General features: G+C 62.8%; 20 protein-coding genes (1 of these 20 only partly in view). 8 read left to right on the forward strand and 12 right to left on the reverse strand.

Annotated elements, in window-relative coordinates:
• Nucleotides 1–356 precede the first annotated feature (356 nt).
• The 5 genes from MRBLPB4O_RS08725 (at nucleotide 357) to MRBLPB4O_RS08745 (ending at nucleotide 2,550) form a co-directional block, all read left to right on the forward strand.
• Nucleotides 357–785 (forward strand): hypothetical protein, encoded by a 429-nt coding sequence (locus MRBLPB4O_RS08725; RefSeq protein ID WP_341798112.1) that lies wholly within the window; start codon nucleotides 357–359, stop codon nucleotides 783–785.
• On the forward strand, nucleotides 748–1,152 hold the full coding sequence (locus MRBLPB4O_RS08730) for a TraR/DksA C4-type zinc finger protein (protein ID WP_341798113.1): 405 nt from the start codon (nucleotides 748–750) through the stop codon (nucleotides 1,150–1,152). Before MRBLPB4O_RS08725 ends, MRBLPB4O_RS08730 begins: the two co-directional genes overlap by 38 nt.
• A 178-nt stretch (nucleotides 1,153–1,330) precedes the next feature.
• Complete coding sequence (locus MRBLPB4O_RS08735) at nucleotides 1,331–1,525, forward strand: hypothetical protein (protein ID WP_049276091.1); 195 nt, start codon at nucleotides 1,331–1,333, stop codon at nucleotides 1,523–1,525.
• Between the two features lie 345 nt (nucleotides 1,526–1,870).
• Nucleotides 1,871–2,341, forward strand: a complete 471-nt coding sequence (locus MRBLPB4O_RS08740) for a hypothetical protein (RefSeq protein ID WP_016500631.1) — start codon at nucleotides 1,871–1,873, stop codon at nucleotides 2,339–2,341.
• Nucleotides 2,338–2,550, forward strand: a complete 213-nt coding sequence (locus MRBLPB4O_RS08745; protein ID WP_174371662.1) for a hypothetical protein — start codon at nucleotides 2,338–2,340, stop codon at nucleotides 2,548–2,550. Before MRBLPB4O_RS08740 ends, MRBLPB4O_RS08745 begins: the two co-directional genes overlap by 4 nt.
• Before the next feature lie 12 nt (nucleotides 2,551–2,562).
• On the opposite strand, the gene MRBLPB4O_RS08750 is transcribed toward MRBLPB4O_RS08745, so the two are convergent.
• From MRBLPB4O_RS08750 to MRBLPB4O_RS08780, 7 genes are all read right to left on the reverse strand, one after another.
• Nucleotides 2,563–2,928, reverse strand: coding sequence for a Na+/H+ antiporter subunit G (locus MRBLPB4O_RS08750; RefSeq protein WP_016500629.1), 366 nt, complete (start codon nucleotides 2,926–2,928; stop codon nucleotides 2,563–2,565).
• Nucleotides 2,925–3,203, reverse strand: a complete 279-nt coding sequence (locus MRBLPB4O_RS08755) for a K+/H+ antiporter subunit F (RefSeq protein ID WP_003250109.1) — start codon at nucleotides 3,201–3,203, stop codon at nucleotides 2,925–2,927. The genes MRBLPB4O_RS08750 and MRBLPB4O_RS08755 overlap by 4 nt, the downstream gene beginning before the upstream one ends.
• Nucleotides 3,200–3,688 carry a Na+/H+ antiporter subunit E gene (locus MRBLPB4O_RS08760; protein WP_016500628.1) on the reverse strand — a complete coding sequence of 163 codons (489 nt, stop codon included), beginning with the start codon at nucleotides 3,686–3,688 and terminating at the stop codon, nucleotides 3,200–3,202. Before MRBLPB4O_RS08760 ends, MRBLPB4O_RS08755 begins: the two co-directional genes overlap by 4 nt.
• Nucleotides 3,685–5,364: a monovalent cation/H+ antiporter subunit D gene (locus tag MRBLPB4O_RS08765; protein ID WP_341798114.1), complete on the reverse strand. Its 1,680-nt coding sequence runs from the start codon at nucleotides 5,362–5,364 to the stop codon at nucleotides 3,685–3,687. Before MRBLPB4O_RS08765 ends, MRBLPB4O_RS08760 begins: the two co-directional genes overlap by 4 nt.
• Nucleotides 5,361–5,705, reverse strand: a complete 345-nt coding sequence (locus MRBLPB4O_RS08770) for a Na+/H+ antiporter subunit C (protein WP_003250128.1) — start codon at nucleotides 5,703–5,705, stop codon at nucleotides 5,361–5,363. The genes MRBLPB4O_RS08765 and MRBLPB4O_RS08770 overlap by 4 nt, the downstream gene beginning before the upstream one ends.
• Entirely contained in the window at nucleotides 5,705–8,620 is a 2,916-nt protein-coding gene (locus MRBLPB4O_RS08775) for a monovalent cation/H+ antiporter subunit A (RefSeq protein ID WP_341798115.1), read from the reverse strand. Before MRBLPB4O_RS08775 ends, MRBLPB4O_RS08770 begins: the two co-directional genes overlap by 1 nt.
• 149 nt (nucleotides 8,621–8,769) lie before the next feature.
• Nucleotides 8,770–9,720 (reverse strand): DMT family transporter, encoded by a 951-nt coding sequence (locus tag MRBLPB4O_RS08780; RefSeq protein WP_341798116.1) that lies wholly within the window; start codon nucleotides 9,718–9,720, stop codon nucleotides 8,770–8,772.
• An 83-nt stretch (nucleotides 9,721–9,803) separates the two neighbouring features.
• Between MRBLPB4O_RS08780 and MRBLPB4O_RS08785 the strand changes: the two genes are divergently transcribed.
• Nucleotides 9,804–10,367 (forward strand): XRE family transcriptional regulator, encoded by a 564-nt coding sequence (locus MRBLPB4O_RS08785; RefSeq protein WP_049276084.1) that lies wholly within the window; start codon nucleotides 9,804–9,806, stop codon nucleotides 10,365–10,367.
• Nucleotides 10,368–10,531: 164 nt separating this feature from the next.
• Here MRBLPB4O_RS08785 and MRBLPB4O_RS08790 read toward each other — a convergent pair whose 3' ends face one another.
• Nucleotides 10,532–11,080 (reverse strand): cysteine hydrolase family protein, encoded by a 549-nt coding sequence (locus MRBLPB4O_RS08790; protein WP_341798117.1) that lies wholly within the window; start codon nucleotides 11,078–11,080, stop codon nucleotides 10,532–10,534.
• A 141-nt stretch (nucleotides 11,081–11,221) separates the two neighbouring features.
• Here MRBLPB4O_RS08790 and MRBLPB4O_RS08795 point away from each other — a divergent pair, with 141 nt between their 5' ends.
• The gene (locus MRBLPB4O_RS08795) at nucleotides 11,222–11,602 is read left to right on the forward strand and encodes an antibiotic biosynthesis monooxygenase (protein WP_016500622.1); all 381 of its coding nucleotides are present in this window, start codon (nucleotides 11,222–11,224) and stop codon (nucleotides 11,600–11,602) included.
• On the opposite strand, the gene MRBLPB4O_RS08800 is transcribed toward MRBLPB4O_RS08795, so the two are convergent.
• On the reverse strand, nucleotides 11,581–12,351 hold the full coding sequence (locus MRBLPB4O_RS08800) for an alpha/beta hydrolase (protein ID WP_341798118.1): 771 nt from the start codon (nucleotides 12,349–12,351) through the stop codon (nucleotides 11,581–11,583). The genes MRBLPB4O_RS08795 and MRBLPB4O_RS08800 overlap by 22 nt on opposite strands.
• Nucleotides 12,335–13,453 carry a DUF3182 family protein gene (locus tag MRBLPB4O_RS08805; protein WP_341798119.1) on the reverse strand — a complete coding sequence of 373 codons (1,119 nt, stop codon included), beginning with the start codon at nucleotides 13,451–13,453 and terminating at the stop codon, nucleotides 12,335–12,337. Before MRBLPB4O_RS08805 ends, MRBLPB4O_RS08800 begins: the two co-directional genes overlap by 17 nt.
• A gap of 220 nt (nucleotides 13,454–13,673) precedes the next feature.
• On the opposite strand from MRBLPB4O_RS08805, the gene MRBLPB4O_RS08810 reads away from it, so the two are divergent.
• Nucleotides 13,674–15,482, forward strand: a complete 1,809-nt coding sequence (locus MRBLPB4O_RS08810) for an aminopeptidase P family protein (RefSeq protein ID WP_341798120.1) — start codon at nucleotides 13,674–13,676, stop codon at nucleotides 15,480–15,482.
• Nucleotides 15,483–15,522: 40 nt separating this feature from the next.
• Here MRBLPB4O_RS08810 and MRBLPB4O_RS08815 read toward each other — a convergent pair whose 3' ends face one another.
• Entirely contained in the window at nucleotides 15,523–15,804 is a 282-nt protein-coding gene (locus MRBLPB4O_RS08815; RefSeq protein ID WP_016500618.1) for a hypothetical protein, read from the reverse strand.
• A gap of 186 nt (nucleotides 15,805–15,990) precedes the next feature.
• On the reverse strand, nucleotides 15,991–16,786 hold the 3' portion of the coding sequence (gene rhtA, locus MRBLPB4O_RS08820) for a threonine/homoserine exporter RhtA (protein WP_341798121.1). Its footprint extends 92 nt past the window's final position; only the last 796 of its 888 coding nucleotides appear in the window; its start codon lies beyond the right edge, outside the window — the gene reads right to left on this strand; its stop codon occupies nucleotides 15,991–15,993.

Raw genomic sequence — 16,786 nt, forward strand, 5'->3', positions numbered from 1 at the left:
GGTTACTTTGGCCAAGATGTAGAGACCAAAGTAACCCGCCGGAAGGGCGGAAAGGTGACTCAGCGCCACCTGCGCGAATGGATGTCTGCACTGTGTTAAGGCCCACCCCCAAACATCAAGGGCTTCTGCGGCGGTTTTGAAACGGAGAACAGTCCGTTTGCGATGGCGACGCTAACTCACCTTTTCGCCCTTACGGCGAGTCACTTTTTGTCAAACGCGACAAAAAGTAACCAAAAACGCTGCGCTCCCATCATCCGGCCCCTGCGCTGCGCTCCGGGGTTCCCTCACTCCGGCCTCGCTCCCGGGAGGACCGCGCTGCAGGCCCCATCCTGGGGCCCAGCGCTTGACGGGCATCCATGCCCGTCACCTCCCTTCGCAAGGCCTGTGTTCGGCCTCCTGAAGTCGCGAAGATCAAGATCAAGATCAAGATCAAGATCAAGATCAAGATCAAGATCAAGATCAAGATCAAGAGCAAGAGCAAGATCACGATCAAAAGCCGGCGATATGGCCGCAGCCAGAAATACTGTTCACTACTGGCTATGCAGCAGAGCTGGGGTGCCGACCGGCGGATTGTAAGCACGGGAAGCAAATTTGCACCCGATTGCAGTTGCTCCACGCGACGTGGCGCCTTAGACTGCCGCCCCCTGAGAAAGAGTGCCGGTTGGCGCTTGAAAATTTCCGCTGCCGATGCCAAGGCGTCGGCGGCACCCGAATCGCCCCAATGCACATTTTTTCATAGAGAAATCGATGACCAAGGAACAGTTGCTGGCCATGTCGGCCGATGACTACATGAACGCTGACCAGCTGGCTTTCTTCACTGGCCTGCTGCAGTCGATGAAAGTCGAAACCCATGAACGCATCGAGCTCAGCCGTGCCACCATCGAAGGCCTGGACACTCCGTCGGACCCTGCCGATGTGGCGTCGGTCGAAGAAGAGCGTAGCTGGCTGGTCAATGCCATCGAGCGCGACCAGCGCCTGCTGCCTCAGCTGGAAATGGCGCTGGACCGTATCTCCGACGAGAGCTTCGGCTGGTGCGATGACAGCGGTGAGCCAATTGGCCTGAAGCGCCTGCTGATCAGCCCGACCACCAAGTACTGCATCGAAGCGCAAGAGCGCCACGAGCAGCTCGACCGCCACCAGCGCCAGGTATAAACCCGCGCGCGGTGCCAAGCCCCACGGAGCAATCCCTGGGGCTTTTTGTGTTTTTTGCTGATACCGGTTTTGTTGTCCCGAACGTAACAGTGCTGTACCGCGAAGCGCTGTTTTCTCCCGGCGGGCAGGCGTATCATAACGCTATCGTTAGGGTGCTAACTAAGTGCCGGAGGGCATGATGAATAGCCGGGTCGATGTAGCTGTGATGATAGGTTCGGGTGTGCCAGCCACCTTGCAGGCGCTGGGTAAACGCATCTGTTGGGTGGTGCTGGTCAATGGCGAGCGTCGGGGCACCGCCTTCGCCACGCGTGCAGAGGCACTTGAATGCCAAGCTGCCTGGCAGCAGCAACTGAAGAAAGGCCTGGCCGCCTGAAATTGTTTTTTGCCTCTCGACGGGTTTCGGTGTTTTCGGGCATATTTGTCCTACGGTAATACGCACATGGATGCCAGGGCTTGTCTACTTGCAGGCTCACCCCCATGGTTGCGTTTTCTGGTAAGTGATCTCAGGCATCACGCTTCCCAAGTCGGGAATGAGCCAAACGCCTTCGTTTGAGGGCGAATCTGGCAAACCAGAGTAAAGATTCCTGCACGCTGCATCGTCAGCGGGCACAGACATTTCGCATATCGCTTTATTACTCTTTTCGCCTATCGATAAGAAATGGCCGTGCCTCCCCGAGCTTGGGAGAGGGCGGGTTGTAACCGGTTGAGGATTACTTCATTGGCAGTCAGCACACTTGATACCCATGCGTTGTTCGCCTTAGGCGACTTGCGCGGTAAATTGGCCCAGCTGTTCCAGGGCCGCTTTATCTACGTTACCGAACAAACACCCGAAGGCCTTTACATGGCCGAAATCGACACCGAAGAAGCATTGGTGGTCGATGACAAGCAGCGCCTTGAATTGAAAGTCGGCGATCACTTCCGCGCTGCGGTGTTGCCCAGCCGTGAAGGTGGCAAGCTGGAAATGCGCTTTCGCGAAATCAAACTGAATGTGTATGGCGTGGGCGATTACGCCTTCGTTTCGGTACCCGAAGGTGAGGGCATCGTGTTGCGCGAGGGGCATGGCGTGATGCTGGTTTTCGCCGCGCAACAGCAGGTTCAGGAAGGCTTGGGCAAATTGCTAAAGGCGGTGACCGGCAAGGTTGCCAAATGGCGCAAGGGCGAGTTGACCACCTTCAAGGCCAGTGAATGACCGACAGTGGCGATGCGCCTGTCACGCGTGTCGAGTTTCATCGACAGCACCAGGCAGATGCCGTGGCCGAGGCCGAACGTTTGCTGGCCAGGCGTGGGGAGCTGCAAGGCGCCTGGTTGCACTGGGTGGCGGGTGAGTTGTACCGGCTCGGTCCGCCCCCTTATGCCGCCATGGTACGGCGGGAGCTGCAGCGCCTCAGCCAAGGGTGAGGCGGCGGCCCTTCAGTTGCCCCGGTCGCGGCCGCTGCTGACTTCTTCAGGCACTGGCTCTTTCGACATGCGCTTGCGAAACAACGCCGCCCGGGCCAGCAGCAGCGTGGTCACTGGCACGGTGATCGACAGCAGGATAGGAATCAGCCAAGCGTGCAGTACCGGTGCTTCCTTGAGCCATGAGAAGTAGATGATCGAAGCCAGCGCTACGCACCAGGCGCCAATGGTCGACGCCAGCGCTGGCGGGTGCATGCGCTGGAAGTAATCCTTCAGGCGCACCAGGCCTATCGCTCCGACCAGCGCGAACAGGCTGCCGGTCAGCAGCAGCGCGGCGGTGACCACTTCCAGCCAGAAGGGCAGTACCAGGGTTTCGGTCATTCGATCACCTCACCGCGCAGCAGGAACTTGGCCAGGGCAAACGAGCCGACGAAGCCGAACAGCGCAATTAGCAGGGCACCTTCGAAGTAGGTGTCACTGGCATAACGGATACCCAGCACCAGCATGGTCAGCATGGCCAGGATGTACAGATAGTCCAGCGCCAGCACCCGGTCCTGGGCGGACGGGCCACGGAACAGCCGGATCAGCGCCAGGCCCATGGCCAAGGCGAAGATGAACAGGCTGGCAAGGACAGCATTGGCGAGCAGGCCTGTCATTGGAATATCTCCATCAGCGGGCGTTCATAGGTGTCCTTGAAGTGCTGGATAAAGGCCGCCTCATCGTCCAGATCGAACACATGCAGCAGCAATACGCTGCGGTCCAGCGCCAGCTCGGACCAGACCGTGCCGGGCACGACCGTAGTGATCATCGACAGTGCCGCCAGCCCATGTGCATCGTGCAGGGCCAACGGAATGTGCACGAACGCCGAGCGTGGTGGTTGCTTGCCAGCACGCAGCACGCCACGGGCAACCAGCAGGTTGGACAGGATCACATCGATGCCTACGCGGCCTATCAGCCGGGCGATGACCATTGGTCGACGCACGTGGGCATGCTGTGGGCGCAGTGGCGCCATCAGCAGTGGCGCCAGCACGCCAAGTGCGGCGCCCAGCAGCAGGTTGCCGGGGCTGACCGAGAGGTTCAGCAGCAGCCACAGGCCGAACAGCGAAACCGATAGCAGCGGGGCGGGGAACAGTCGGTTCATGGCTGCACCTGGATGTCGAGCGAGGTGGGGCCAGGAATCGGCCGGGCGGCCATCACGGCTTCAATGTAGGCATCGGGGGCCTGCAGGCTGGCGGCAGTGTCCTGGGTGTAGCGCAGCAATGGCTCGGCCTTGAGGCTGAGGATGATGCACAGGCCGAGCAGGATGACGATGGGCAGACACTCATAGCGGCGCAGCACCGGCGACGGGCGCTCCTCGGGCTTCCAGAAGCGCTGGATGCCGACGCGGCCGAAGGCGATCAGCGAGGCCATGCCGGACAGGATCAGCAGCGCCACCAAGCCCCAGCCCGCCGCACTCAGCGGCTGCTCGGCCGCCACGCCAAGACCCTGCGGGTTGAACAGTGCGCTGATCAGGTTGAGCTTGCCGACGAAGCCTGACAACGGCGGCATGCCGATGATCAGCAAGGCGCAGGCGATGAAGCTGAGGCCGAGGAAGGCCATGGTCCACGGGATGATCTGGCCGATCACCACCTTCTGCTCGTCGTCGAGGTTGATGCCCTTGGGTGGGTGCAACGACTCCAGCGGTGGCGGCATGGCGTCTTCCTCTTCGTCCAGCGGCACTTCGTTGGCCGAGCGCGAGCGTTCGACCAGTTCGGCGAGCAGGAACAGCGCGCACAGCGCCAGGGTCGAGTTGACCAGGTAGAACAGCGCCGCACCCGTCAGCGCCGATTGGGCAAAGCCGACGGCGCCAAGCAGGGTGCCGGCCGAGACCAGGATGCTGAGCGCCGCCATGCGTTCCAGGCGTTGTGCCGCCAGGATCGACACTGCTGCCACTGCCAGGGTGACCAGGCCACCGTACACCAGCCATTCGCCACCGAAATGCGCCGAGGCCCCAGCCTGCCCGGAGAACAGCAGGGTCCACAGGCGCAGCAGGGCGTACAGGCCGACCTTGGTCATGATGGCGAACAACGCAGCTACCGGTGCGCTGGCCGAGGAGTAGGCGGGCACCAGCCAGAAGTTCAGCGGCCAGATACCGGCCTTGACCAGGAAGGCCATGGCCAGGATTGCCGCACCGGCATGCAGCAGGCCACGGTCGGCCTCCGGTACCAGTGGGATCTTCAGCGCCAGGTCGGCCATGTTCAGGGTGCCGGTTACCCCATACAGCATTGCCGCGCCGATCAGGAACAGCGACGAGGCGAACAGGTTGATGGCGATGTAGTGGAGGCCGGCACGTACCCGTGCACGCCCCGAGCCATGTAGCAGCAAGCCATAGGAAGCTGCCAGCAGCACCTCGAAGAATACGAACAGGTTGAACAGGTCGGCGGTGAGAAAGGCGCCGTACAGGCCCATCAGCTGAATCTGGAACAGCGCATGGAAGCTGGCCCCGGCCCCGTCCCAGCGGGCGCGGGCAAACAACAGGGCGCTAAAGCCGATGATCCCGGTGAGGGTCAGCAGCAGCGCCGACAGGTGGTCCACCACCAGGACGATCCCGAACGGTGCAGGCCAGTTGCCCGGCAGGTAGACGCCGATCGACTCCGCCTGGCCCTGGGTGCGCACCCACAGCAGCAGGCTGACCGCGACGGCCAGGCCCGCGAAGGTCGACAGCAGGTTGAGGCGGGCCTTGATATGCCGGTGTTTCTCCCCCAGCAACAACATCACGGCTGCCGTTAACAGTGGCAGCAGGATGGGCGCGACAATCAGTTGGCTCATGCCATTCATTCGTCACGCTCCCGGCCATCCACGTGGTCGGTGCCGGTCAGGCCGCGCGAGGCCAGCAACACCACCAGGAACAGCGCGGTCATGGCAAAGCTGATGACGATGGCCGTCAGTACCAGGGCCTGGGGCAACGGGTCGGTGTAGTGCAGCAGGTCCTGGGTGACGCCATCCTTGATGATCGGCTCCTTGCCGATGAACAGGCTGCCCATGCTGAAGATGAACAGGTTCACGCCGTACGACAGCAGGCACAGGCCCATGATCACCTGGTAGGTCCGCGGGCGCAGGATCAGCCACACCCCCGAGGCGGCCAGCACGCCGATGGCGACTGCAATGACTTCTTCCATCAGGCGGCTCCTGCTTGGCTGGTTTTCGATGAATTGCCCGGGCGGTAGGCGCGCACAGACTGGTGCGCCAGGGCAGTGAGGATCAGCAGGGTCGAGCCGACCACCACGGTGTACACGCCAACATCGAAGAACAGCGCGCTGGCCACGTGCACATCACCGAGCAACGGCAGGTGCAAGTGGGCGGTATGGGTGGTCAGGAACGGGTAGCCCAGCAGCATGGCACCGACCCCTGTCAGGGTGGCGCACAGCAATCCGGTACCCATCCAGCGCAGTGGGCGCAGGCTCATCTGCGCCTCTACCCACTGGGTGCCAGCCACCATGTACTGCAGGATGAACGCCACCGACATCACCAGGCCGGCGACGAAACCGCCACCTGGCTGGTTGTGGCCACGCATGAACAGGTACATCGACACCAGCAGGGCGATGGGCAGCAGCAGGCGCACCAGCACCGCAGGCACCATCATGAAGCCCAGGGCGGTGTCGGTGGCATGCCGCGGGTTGATCAGGTCGGTGACCACATCAGGCGCGAGCTGGCGTTGTTGCGCCGGCAACTGCATGCTTTCTTTCGGCGGGCGGAAGCGCCGCAGCAGGGCGAACACGGTCAGCGCCACGGCCACCAGCACGGTGATTTCACCGAGGGTATCGAAGCCACGGAAGTCGACCAGCATGACATTCACCACATTGGTGCCGCCGCCTTGGGGCAGCGCCCGGCTCAGGTAGAACGAGGAAATGTCGTTGGGCGTCGGCCGGGTCAGCATGGCGTAAGACAGCACGGCCATGCCGCCACCCACCAGCACTGCCAGTAGCAGGTCGCGCAGGCGACGCATGCGCGCGCGTTCCAGGCTGCCCGGTAGCGGCGATACGCCTTCGATACGCCGTGGCAGCCAGCGCAGGCCCAGCAGGATCAGCACCGTGGTGACCACCTCCACCACCAGCTGGGTCAGGGCCAGGTCGGGAGCGGAGAACCAGACAAAGGTAATGCAGGTCATCAGGCCGCAGACACTGACCATGATCAGTGCCGCGAGGCGGTGGTACTTGGCCTGGTAAGCGGCGCCGATGGCGCAGGCAATGGCGATCAGCCACAGCGCGACGAACACGCCCGAACCCGGAATCTTGGGCCGGTCGCCCCAGCTGAGCCCGCCGTAGAGCATGGGCGTGAGGCCGGCGAGGAAGGCGGCGAGCACCAGCATGAACAGTTGTGACTGAAGGCGGCGGGTGGTGAACAGGCGCTCGACGTGCCGGGCCAGCAACATCAGGTGCACCTGGCCGTGCTCGAACAGGCGTTTGCCATTGAAACGTTCGATCACCGGTGGGTACGGGAAGCGGCCCAGGCGCAGTTGCTTGCGCAGCAGCAGGTACAGCACGATGCCGCCGCTCATGGCCACCAGGCTCATGATCAGCGGCGCGTTCCAGCCATGCCAGATGGCCAGGCTGTACTCTGGCAGGGTACCGCCTACTACCGGAAGGGCTGCGGCGGCCAGCAGCGGGCCGACCGACTGGGCGGGGAAAATGCCCACCACCAGGCAGGTGAGTACCAGCAGTTCGACCGGCGCACGCATCCAGCGTGGTGGTTCGTGCGGGGTGTGGGGCAGGTCCTGCGCAGTGGGGCCGAAGAACACATCTACGGTAAAGCGCAGGGCATAGGCCACGCTGAAGGTACCGGCCAGTGTGGCGATCACCGGCAGCGTTGCTTCGACCCAGGCGGTAGAACTGATGAACACCGTTTCGGCAAAGAACATTTCCTTGGACAGGAAACCGTTCATCAGCGGCACGCCGGCCATGGAGGCGCTGGCCACCATGGCCAGGGTGGCGGTGTAGGGCACCAGGCGGATCAGGCCGCTGAGACGGCGGATGTCACGGGTGCCGCTCTCGTGGTCAATGATGCCGGCGGCCATGAACAGCGAGGCCTTGAAGGTGGCGTGGTTGAGGATGTGGAACACCGCCGCGACCGCGGCCAGCGGGCTGTTCAGGCCCAGCAGCAGGGTAATCAGGCCCAGGTGGCTGATGGTTGAATAGGCCAGCAGGCCTTTGAGGTCGTTCTGGAACATGGCGGCGAAGGCGCCGAGCAGCAGGGTGAGGGCGCCGGCACCGCCGACGATCCAGAACCACTCTTCGCTGCCCGACAGCACCGGCCAGAAGCGCGCCAGCAGGAACACCCCGGCTTTGACCATGGTGGCAGAGTGCAGATAGGCCGATACCGGGGTGGGCGCTGCCATGGCATGGGGCAGCCAGAAGTGGAAGGGGAACTGTGCGCTTTTGCTGAGGGCGCCGATGAGGATCAGGGGCAGCAGCACCGGGTACAGCGCATGCTGGCGGATGGTGTCGCCGGCAGCCAGGACCTTGTCCAGGTCATAGCTGCCGACCACATGGCCGAGCAGCAGGGCACCCACCAGCAGGCACAAGCCACCTGCGCCGGTCACCATGAGCGCCATGTAGGCGCCACGCCGGGCGTCTGCGCGGTGGTGCCAGTAGCCGATCAGCAGGAAGGAGAACAGGCTGGTGAGTTCCCAGAAGAACACCAGCTGGATCAGGTTGCCGGAAATGACCAGGCCGAGCATGGCGCCCATGAAGGCCAGGAAGAAGGCGAAGAAACGCGGCACCGGGTCCTGTGGCGACATGTAGTAGCGCGCATACAGCGACACCAGCGTACCGATGCCCAGCACCAGCAACGAGAACAGCCAGGCAAAGCCGTCCATGCGCAGTACCAGGTTCAACCCCAGGCTGGGCAGCCAGAGGAATTCTTCGCGAATCACGCCCCCGTGGGCAATTTGAGGGTACAGCAGTGCTACCTGGACGGTGCCGACCAGGGCCACGAGCCCGGCGAGAATGGACTCGGCGTTACGTGCGTTGTGCGGCAGCACGGCTGCCAGGCAACTGCCCACGAACGGCAGAAGCAATAGCACTATCAATGACATAGGGGCCTATTCTGGAGAAGTTTGCAAAGATCATACGTGCCGGGGAAGTGATCACCAACACGCAAGCTGTCGCAGAATCCTACAAACAGGCTGTGACAAGCTGTTTTTTTATAACAGTTTTTTACAAAGCATAGTCGCTGTTGTCATCTTTACAGACCGGTCTGGCGCTCGCCTTCACTCTGGACGTCCTGCGCTTCGACGGTTTCGCGGGGGCGGCGTACCTTGAGTTCGCTGACTACCACCGCGATCACGATCAGCAGGCCACCGAGCAGCGCCACGCCCGGCAGGCGTTCGCCGGCGATGCGCCCGACGATCCCGGCCCACACCGGTTCACCGGCATAAATGAGGGTGGCGCGGGTGGGCGAGACCGACTTCTGCGCCCAGTTCATGGCCACCTGGATCACCGCGCTCATGGCACCCAGGCCTATTGCGCTGGCCAGCAGCAGCCAAGAAAAGTCGGGGATGCGCTCCTGGGTCGGCACGATCATCAGGAACGCCAGCAGCGAAGCAGTCGCCAGTTGCACCACGGTGACCCGGCGCACATCGACCTGGCCGGCGTAACGGCTGATCAGGATGATTTCGGCGGCGATCGCGACGGCGCTGACCAGGGTAACCACCTCGCCCTCGCTGAAGTGCAGGCTGCCGCCTTCCGGCCCGGCCAGCAGCATCAGGCCGATGAATGCCAGGCAAATGCCGATGCTGGGCATCAGGCCAGGCCGGCGGCCCAGCACCAGCCACTGCAACAGCGGCACGAACGGCACGTACAACGCAGTGATGAACGCCGACTGGCTGCTGCTGATGGTCTGCAGCCCCATGGTTTGCAGGCCGTAGCCGAGCATGATCGACACGCCTATCAGCATGCCGGCCTTGAGCTCGGTGAAGGTCAGCCCGGGCAACGCCCGCGCCGAAACCACGCCCACGAACAGCGCTGCCGCAGCGAAGCGCAGGCCGACGAAGAACATCGGGCCGCTGACGGTCATTACGTTATGCACCAGCAGGAAGGTGCCGCCCCACAACATGGTGATGAACACCAGCACCAGTTCTGCCTTGCTCAGGCGAAAGGTAACGGCGGGGGTGGGTGTGTTGCGGGCCTGGCTCATGGTCTTGCGCACTCGGAGGGGGCGGCGCACAATCGCCGCAAAGTGGGCAGTATACTGCGCAGTCTCTACCAGTGAGCAATATAGTGCACAAAGATACTTCGCATCGGGCATCGGTGCTGCAACATGTAAGCCTCAACGTACGCAGCCTGCGCCATGCTTCCGGGTTGAGCCAGACAGCGTTGGCCGAGCGCTCAGGGGTCAGCCGGCGCATGCTGGTGGCAATCGAGGCGGGCGAGAAGAATGTCAGCCTGACCACCCTCGACCTGATCGCCGAAGCCTTGGGGGTGGCTTTCAGCACCTTGATCCAGGCACCGGACCAGCGTGACCCCGGGCGCATCGAGGAACTGGCCTGGGCCGGTGAATACCCGCAGAGCAAGGCCGTGCTGCTGGGTAGCAGTGCGGCACGGCGTGAGGTGGAGCTTTGGGAGTGGACCCTGGCACCGGGCGAGTGCTATTCCAGCGAGGCTGATGCCGAAGGCTGGAGCGAGCAGATCTATGTGGCAGAAGGGCAACTGACGCTGGTCATTGAAGGGGTTGAGCATCGGCTGCTGGTGGGGCAGTTCCATGTGTTCCCTAGCAACTGCCAGTATGCCTACCGTAACGATGGGGTGGTGGCAGTGCGTTTTGTGCGTAATGTGGTGATCTGAGTTTGCAAGCGTTGGGGCTGCTGCGCAGCCCATCGCGACACAGGGCCGCTCCCACAGGGATCGCTTACGGTTCTTGCTTGCGCGTTACCCGTGGGAGTGGCCTCGCCGGGGCGCCGGACAGGTCGGAACGGGGGCGCAAAGCGCCCCCAAAGCTCTGATGCCGATCAGTTTTTCAGCAGCTCATCGGTCTTCACCACCGACGCATAGGCAAACGCCAAGGCTGCCATCGCCGAATCATGCACCTGCGCCGCCGGCACCTGCTTGCCGTCGAACTCCAGCGGCAGGGTAGCGCAGGCATCGTGTGCCACGGTCACCGTGTAGCCCAGGTCGGCCGCGGCACGGGTAGCGGCATCGATGCACATGTGGCTCATGCTGCCAACGATGGTCAGGGCTTCCACGCCATGTCGGTCCAGCGTGTTCTCAAGGTCGGTACCGAGGAAGGCGTTGACCTTGTGCTTGAGCACCACCGGCTCACCTGCCACCGGCTCGACCTTGGCGTGGATGGCCGCACCCTGCGAACCGGGTGCGAAAAATGGCGCATCGGCGCTGTCGAATTCATGCCGCACATGGACCACCAGGTCGCCGCGCTGGCGTGCCGCCGCCAGCAGCCGGCCGGCGTTGTCGGCCGCCTGGTCGGCGCCATCGAGGGGCCACTTGCCGCCTGGGAAGTAGTCGTTCTGGATGTCGATGATGATCAGCGCCTGCTTGCTCATGCTGCCTCCTGTGGCAGTAGTTGTCGGGAGACGTTAGTTATAGGCTGTTTGCACGGGCAGAAACCACTTGACCTTGACTTTGCTTGAGGTTTTACCCTGCTCGGCATCGCCAAGCATGCGTCCGTAACCAGGAGAACGTCGATGTCGGCAAACCCTCATGCGCTGTGGTTCACCCAGATGATCGAATACGAAGTGCCCAGCCTGTGCCAGCAAGCGCTGGCCCAGGCGCTGGTGGCGCGCAGCGAGGCGCTGGCCACGCGCTGCGAAGGGCTGCAGGGTGTCAGCATCCAGGCCAGTGACGATGGCAGCCGGGTGTTGCAGTACCTGCAATGGCAATCTCGCCAGGCGTGGGCGGCGGCGGCCGTGCACTTCGTCGAGGAGTCTTTCCTTGAACTGCTGGGCCAGCATCAGGCGCGGGGCGTCAACTTTGCCGCCTACCAGACCTTGCGCAGCCTGGTGCGTGGCGCTGATGGTGGCCTGCAGTGCGAGGTGGGTGAGCCTCAGGCATACCAGGGGGCGTAGTGCGGGTAGCGGTCCAGGCGGGCACCGATCACCATTTCGCTGATCCACGCCGCCAGGATCGAACTGTAGGCTTTCTGGCTCGCTTCGCTGGACAACGCGTGGTCGGCACCGTCGACGATGCGATGGGTAAGTGAGTGGGCGCTGACGAATGCCGAACGGTAGCTCATCAGCGTACTGTGCGGCACGTAGTCGTCCTGCTCGGACTCTACCAGCAACACATCGCCGCCGAATTCTGCGCACGCCGCCAGCGCGCGATTGTCTGCCGGGCCCAGCGATTGCTGGCGGTAGGCGCTCAGGCGTTGGCGGTCGAGGGTTTGCTTGGGGGTGTTCCATTCGTCGTCCCAGTACATGGCCGGCACCCTCAGGGCCAGCCATTTGACTGGCCGTTCGCGGGTCAGCAAGGTTGCCAGGTACCCTCCATAGCTGCTGCCGATGATGGCGATGGCACTGCTGTCTACGGCCGGATGGCTGAGCAGCCGGTCGTAGGCCACCAGCAGGTCCTGCAGGTTCTGTTCGCGGGTGACCGTCAGGCGTTGGCTTTCGGTTTTTTCGTGGCCGCGCAGATCGAAGGTCATGCACACGCAGCCCAGCCCGGTGATGTGCCGGGCACGGGCCAGATCACGCTGCTGGCTACCGCCCCAGCCGTGGACGAAGAGGATGCCCGGCATCTTGCTGCCAGGGCTGACCAGGGTGCCGACAATGCTGTCGTTGTCGACTTGCAGTTCAACGGTTTCACTCTGAACGGCCATGTTCGCGAATCCGTGCAAATTTGCTGAGTTGTCCGAGTTCACTGTCGTTTCCTTGGTAGAAGAGGGTGGCGTCAGCGGGCAGGTCGGGGGTGCCGAACACTTCATGGGTGGATGCACGCACCCGCTGCAATGCCGGGTCATCGGCAAATGCCTGCAGGGCCAGCAGCTCGGCACTGCTGGCACCGCCCAGGCGCCAGGATTGTTCGAGCACGCCGCTGCGCAGGTGGCCCTGGGGGGTCAAGCCGCGGGCGATGTCGTAGTTGCGCCGCGAGGCGATGAAACCGGGGAAGTGTTGCTCGGCGGCCTGCTCGTAGGCGATCGCCTGGTTGATGGCCAGGCGCACGTAGTCTTCCAGTGGTAATTGCAATAGCGCCTGGTAATCGCCACGTACCACCACCAGGTCGGAGCCGCCATACACCTCGGTGCCCTGATGGTCACGGGTCAGTTGCTGGGTGCCGTGATAGCTGCAGGTCAGGCCGGCGACGCGCACCTGGCCGACGCTGAAGGTTTCTACATCGCTCAAGTCTTCTTCGAGCACCAGCCCCCACAGCGCCAGCATCTGGTCATCCATGCCCGCCAGCAGAGGCTCTAGCGCGTCCGCACTGATGATGACCTGCTGCCCCCGACCTGCGCAGGCCAGCACGGGCTTGACCCTCAGGGGGCCGTTGAGCAGCAGCAATTGTGCGGCGCTGCGCGCATCGGCTTTACTGAACACGGTATAGCCGCGCAGCAAGGCGTCGCTCGCCTGTCGGGCGAAGTCGTCGGTCCAGCCCGGCGGGAAACTGGCCCCGGCTGGTAGTGGGTGGGAAATCGCCTTGGTCGCCATGTAGGGGTGTGGCACCAGGCCGCCGAACAGGTCCTGCTCGCTGCGAATGCCCAAGGTGGCAGGGTGCCTGGGATCGACGAGCGTTTCGGTAGGTAGGTAATAGTAGTTATCAGCGGCGGTGGGTGCATGAGCGGGATGGACGTGCTGGCAGCCCAGCAGGCCGGCCAGGCCATCGGCTAGCTTCAGGTGCACGGCATGCTCATGGTCAGGTGTATGTTCGCGGGTATCGAGCAGCACTACGCCGGCTTTCGGTGCGCTGGCACTGGGCATGGTCATTTGCCTGTGTGCAATGAATGTACTGTGTCTGAAGCCGGTGTCCTGGGGAAGTTCAGCGGAACTTGATCGGTGGTCCTGGCCCTTTTGTAGGAAGCGTCCTGTTGGCACAGGGCGTGACGGGCAATGCATGCCGTGTCCTGGTCTTCCCGATTGCAGGGCTCTGGCGGCTGTTCCATTATCAGCGCATTGGATCAACCGTGATGTAGCCGCAGGAGAGCGCATGAACGTCCAGACCACCCTTGAACAAAGCGTGCCACAGCGCCTGGCGCATGTGCGCCAGGCCATGGCAGCAGGGGGCATCGATGCCTTGCTGGTACCTTCGGCCGACCCCCACCTTTCCGAGTACCTGCCCGGTTACTGGCAGGGGCGCCAGTGGCTTTCGGGTTTTCACGGCTCGGTCGGCACGCTGGTAGTCACGCCCGCTTTTGCAGGGTTGTGGGTCGATAGCCGGTACTGGGAGCAGGCGGATCACGAGCTGGCCGGTAGCGGTATCGAACTGATGAAGCTGCTGCCCGGCAAGCCCGGAGCGCTGGAGTGGCTGGGTGATAATGTCGAGCCCGATGGCAACGTCGCGGTGGATGGGGCCGTCATGGCGCTGGCGTCGGCGCGCCAGCTGGGTGAGCGGCTCAAGGCCCGCGGGGCAAGGCTGGTGACCGACAAGGACCTGCTAGCCCAGGTCTGGGTAGGGCGCCCGGCGCTGCCCGCCAACCCGGTGTATCAGCACTTGCCGCCGCACGCCACGGTAAGCCGGGCGGAAAAGCTCGCGCAATTGCGCCGGGGCATCCAGGCCAAAGGGGCTGACTGGCACTTTATTGCAACTCTGGATGACATCGCCTGGCTGTTCAACCTGCGTGGCAGTGATGTTTCGTACAACCCGGTTTTCCTGGCCTTTGCCTTGATCAGTCAGCAGCAGGCCATTCTGTTCGTGGGCCAGGACAAGGTGGACGCGCATTTGCTTCAGGTGCTGGCGGTGGACGGCATCGAGGTGCGCAACTATAGCGAGGCAGGCAACGCCCTGGCTGCTGTTCCGGTGGGGGCGCGGTTGTTGGTGGACCCTGCCCGTGTCACCTGCGGCCTGCTGGGGAACCTGGCGGCAGAGGTGGTGCTGGTCGAGGGGCTCAACCCCACCACCCTGAGCAAATCCTGCAAAGGTGACGATGACCTGGTGCATATCCGCCATGTCATGGAGCAGGACGGTGCGGCCTTGTGCGAGTTCTTCGCCTGGTTCGAGGCCAACCTTGGCCAAGAGGTCATTACCGAGCTGACAGTTGACGAGCAATTGAGTGCCGCACGTGCCCGGCGGCCGAACTTCGTGTCGCTGAGCTTTTCGACCATTGCCGCCTTCAATGGCAATGGCGCCATGCCCCATTACCGTGCCACCGAGCAGTCGCATGCGGTCATCGAGGGTGATGGCTTGCTGCTGATCGACTCTGGCGGGCAATACCTGGGTGGCACCACCGACATCACCCGTATGGTGCCAGTCGGTAGCCCCAGCCACGCACAGAAGCTGGACTGTACCCGGGTGCTCAAGGGCATGATCGCCCTGTCGCGTGCCACTTTCCCGCGAGGAATACTGTCGCCGTTGCTCGACGCCATTGCCCGGGCGCCAATCTGGGCTGACCAGGTCGATTATGGCCACGGTACCGGGCATGGTGTTGGCTACTTCATGAACGTGCACGAAGGGCCCCAAGTGATTGCCTACCAGGCGGCACCTGCACCGCAGACCGCGATGCAAGCGGGCATGATCAGCTCGATCGAGCCGGGTACGTACCGCCCGGGGCAGTGGGGTGTCCGTATCGAGAACCTGGTGGTCAACCGTGAGGCGGGCAAGAGTGCCTTCGGCGACTTCCTGCGCTTCGAGACCTTGACGCTGTGCCCCATCGATACCCGCTGCCTGTTGCCCGAGCTGCTGGCCAAGGAAGAGGTGGAGTGGCTGAACGGCTATCACGCGAACGTGCGTGAGCGTCTGGCACTGCTGCTCAAGGGTGATGCGCTGGCCTGGCTGCAGGTGCGTACCGCGCCCCTGTAAGGGCAAATGAAAAAGGGCAGCCTGTGAGCTGCCCTTTTTTCTACTTGCAGATGACGATCATGCTGCGGCTGGTGTAGCCCGCCGGGTTGATGCCGAACAAGTAATCACCGGCTTCTTCATCACTGTCACCAGAGCGGGCGATGACCCGGTATCCGCGCGTGCTGCAGGAGCTCTCGGCCTTGCTGTAGCAGTTGTCCCATGAGGAGGAAAGGCCGGAGCAATTGATATGCAGGCCCTTCTTGCCCCTTTTGACCTCAGTCTTGGCTGTAGCGGCACATCCAGCAATAGCCAAGATGGCCAGGATGAGAAAAATACGTTTCATTCCTGTCCTTAAATGCAGGGCGGATCAGCTGCCTGGCCCTGTCGTTATCGCTTCTTCCTGAAAATATTCCCAGCGTCCGTGTTCGGTCCAGTAAATAGCGCAAAGATGATGATTCTGTGACAGCTTAATCAGCGAGACGGGCGGCTACAATCACTAATCCTGTCTCAAATGAAAATATTTCTCATATCAGTCTGCTGCAACAGCCGGTGTGGGCTCCTTGCGCATGGACAAGGTAGTGCCAACCGACGCGGCGATGATTGCCCCGATCGCCAGCCATTGGGTGAGTGTCAGCACCTCGCCGAGGAACATCAGGCCGGACAGTGCGCCGAACGCTGGTTCGATGCTCATCAAGGTGCCGAAGGTGCGTGCCGGGATACGCGTGAGGGCAACCATTTCCAGGCTGTAGGGCAGGGCGGTGGACAGTACCGCAACGGCCAGGGCCATGGGGATCAAGGCAGGTGTGAGCAGAGCGCTACCGGCGTGGGCGATACCGATGGGGGCGACGAACAGGGCGGCGACTACCACCCCCAAGGCTGCACTCTGGATACCGTGCTCGGCCCCGGCGCGTTGCCCGAACAGAATATAGAGGGCCCAGCATACACCTGCGCCCAGGGCGTAAGCAGCGCCCACCGGGTCGAGTGCCTGGCCGCTGTGGCCAGCTGGCAGCAACAGCAGCAGGCCGGCGATGGCCAAGGCAATCCACAGGAAGTCGATCGGCCGGCGCGAGGAGAAGATCGCCACTGCCAACGGCCCGGTGAACTCCAGGGCCACGGCGATGCCGATCGGTACTGTTTGCAGGGCCATATAGAAGAGGAAGTTCATCCCGCCCAGTGCCATGCCATAGATGACCACGTTGCGCAGGGTGGCGGCGGTCATGCGTACCCGCCATGGGCGCAATATAAGCAGCATGATGATGCTGGCGAAGATCAGGCGCAGGGTGGTGGTGCCTTGTGCGCCAATGATGGGGAACATGCTTTTGGCC

Source organism: Pseudomonas sp. LPB4.O (genome assembly GCF_038383825.1).
Lineage (GTDB): Bacteria > Pseudomonadota > Gammaproteobacteria > Pseudomonadales > Pseudomonadaceae > Aquipseudomonas > Aquipseudomonas putida.

What these genes read in the sequence shown, in the direction of transcription:
- MRBLPB4O_RS08725 (WP_341798112.1), top strand. Translation starts at nt 357, where the DNA reads ATGCCCGTCACCTCCCTTCGCAAGGCCTGTGTTCGGCCTCCTGAAGTC.
- MRBLPB4O_RS08730 (WP_341798113.1), top strand. Translation starts at nt 748, where the DNA reads ATGACCAAGGAACAGTTGCTGGCCATGTCGGCCGATGACTACATGAAC.
- MRBLPB4O_RS08735 (WP_049276091.1), top strand. Translation starts at nt 1,331, where the DNA reads ATGAATAGCCGGGTCGATGTAGCTGTGATGATAGGTTCGGGTGTGCCA.
- MRBLPB4O_RS08745 (WP_174371662.1), top strand. Translation starts at nt 2,338, where the DNA reads ATGACCGACAGTGGCGATGCGCCTGTCACGCGTGTCGAGTTTCATCGA.
- MRBLPB4O_RS08750 (WP_016500629.1), bottom strand. Translation starts at nt 2,928, where the DNA reads ATGACCGAAACCCTGGTACTGCCCTTCTGGCTGGAAGTGGTCACCGCC.
- MRBLPB4O_RS08755 (WP_003250109.1), bottom strand. Translation starts at nt 3,203, where the DNA reads ATGACAGGCCTGCTCGCCAATGCTGTCCTTGCCAGCCTGTTCATCTTC.
- MRBLPB4O_RS08760 (WP_016500628.1), bottom strand. Translation starts at nt 3,688, where the DNA reads ATGAACCGACTGTTCCCCGCCCCGCTGCTATCGGTTTCGCTGTTCGGC.
- MRBLPB4O_RS08765 (WP_341798114.1), bottom strand. Translation starts at nt 5,364, where the DNA reads ATGAATGGCATGAGCCAACTGATTGTCGCGCCCATCCTGCTGCCACTG.
- MRBLPB4O_RS08770 (WP_003250128.1), bottom strand. Translation starts at nt 5,705, where the DNA reads ATGGAAGAAGTCATTGCAGTCGCCATCGGCGTGCTGGCCGCCTCGGGG.
- MRBLPB4O_RS08775 (WP_341798115.1), bottom strand. Translation starts at nt 8,620, where the DNA reads ATGTCATTGATAGTGCTATTGCTTCTGCCGTTCGTGGGCAGTTGCCTG.
- MRBLPB4O_RS08780 (WP_341798116.1), bottom strand. Translation starts at nt 9,720, where the DNA reads ATGAGCCAGGCCCGCAACACACCCACCCCCGCCGTTACCTTTCGCCTG.
- MRBLPB4O_RS08790 (WP_341798117.1), bottom strand. Translation starts at nt 11,080, where the DNA reads ATGAGCAAGCAGGCGCTGATCATCATCGACATCCAGAACGACTACTTC.
- MRBLPB4O_RS08795 (WP_016500622.1), top strand. Translation starts at nt 11,222, where the DNA reads ATGTCGGCAAACCCTCATGCGCTGTGGTTCACCCAGATGATCGAATAC.
- MRBLPB4O_RS08800 (WP_341798118.1), bottom strand. Translation starts at nt 12,351, where the DNA reads ATGGCCGTTCAGAGTGAAACCGTTGAACTGCAAGTCGACAACGACAGC.
- MRBLPB4O_RS08805 (WP_341798119.1), bottom strand. Translation starts at nt 13,453, where the DNA reads ATGACCATGCCCAGTGCCAGCGCACCGAAAGCCGGCGTAGTGCTGCTC.
- MRBLPB4O_RS08810 (WP_341798120.1), top strand. Translation starts at nt 13,674, where the DNA reads ATGAACGTCCAGACCACCCTTGAACAAAGCGTGCCACAGCGCCTGGCG.
- MRBLPB4O_RS08815 (WP_016500618.1), bottom strand. Translation starts at nt 15,804, where the DNA reads ATGAAACGTATTTTTCTCATCCTGGCCATCTTGGCTATTGCTGGATGT.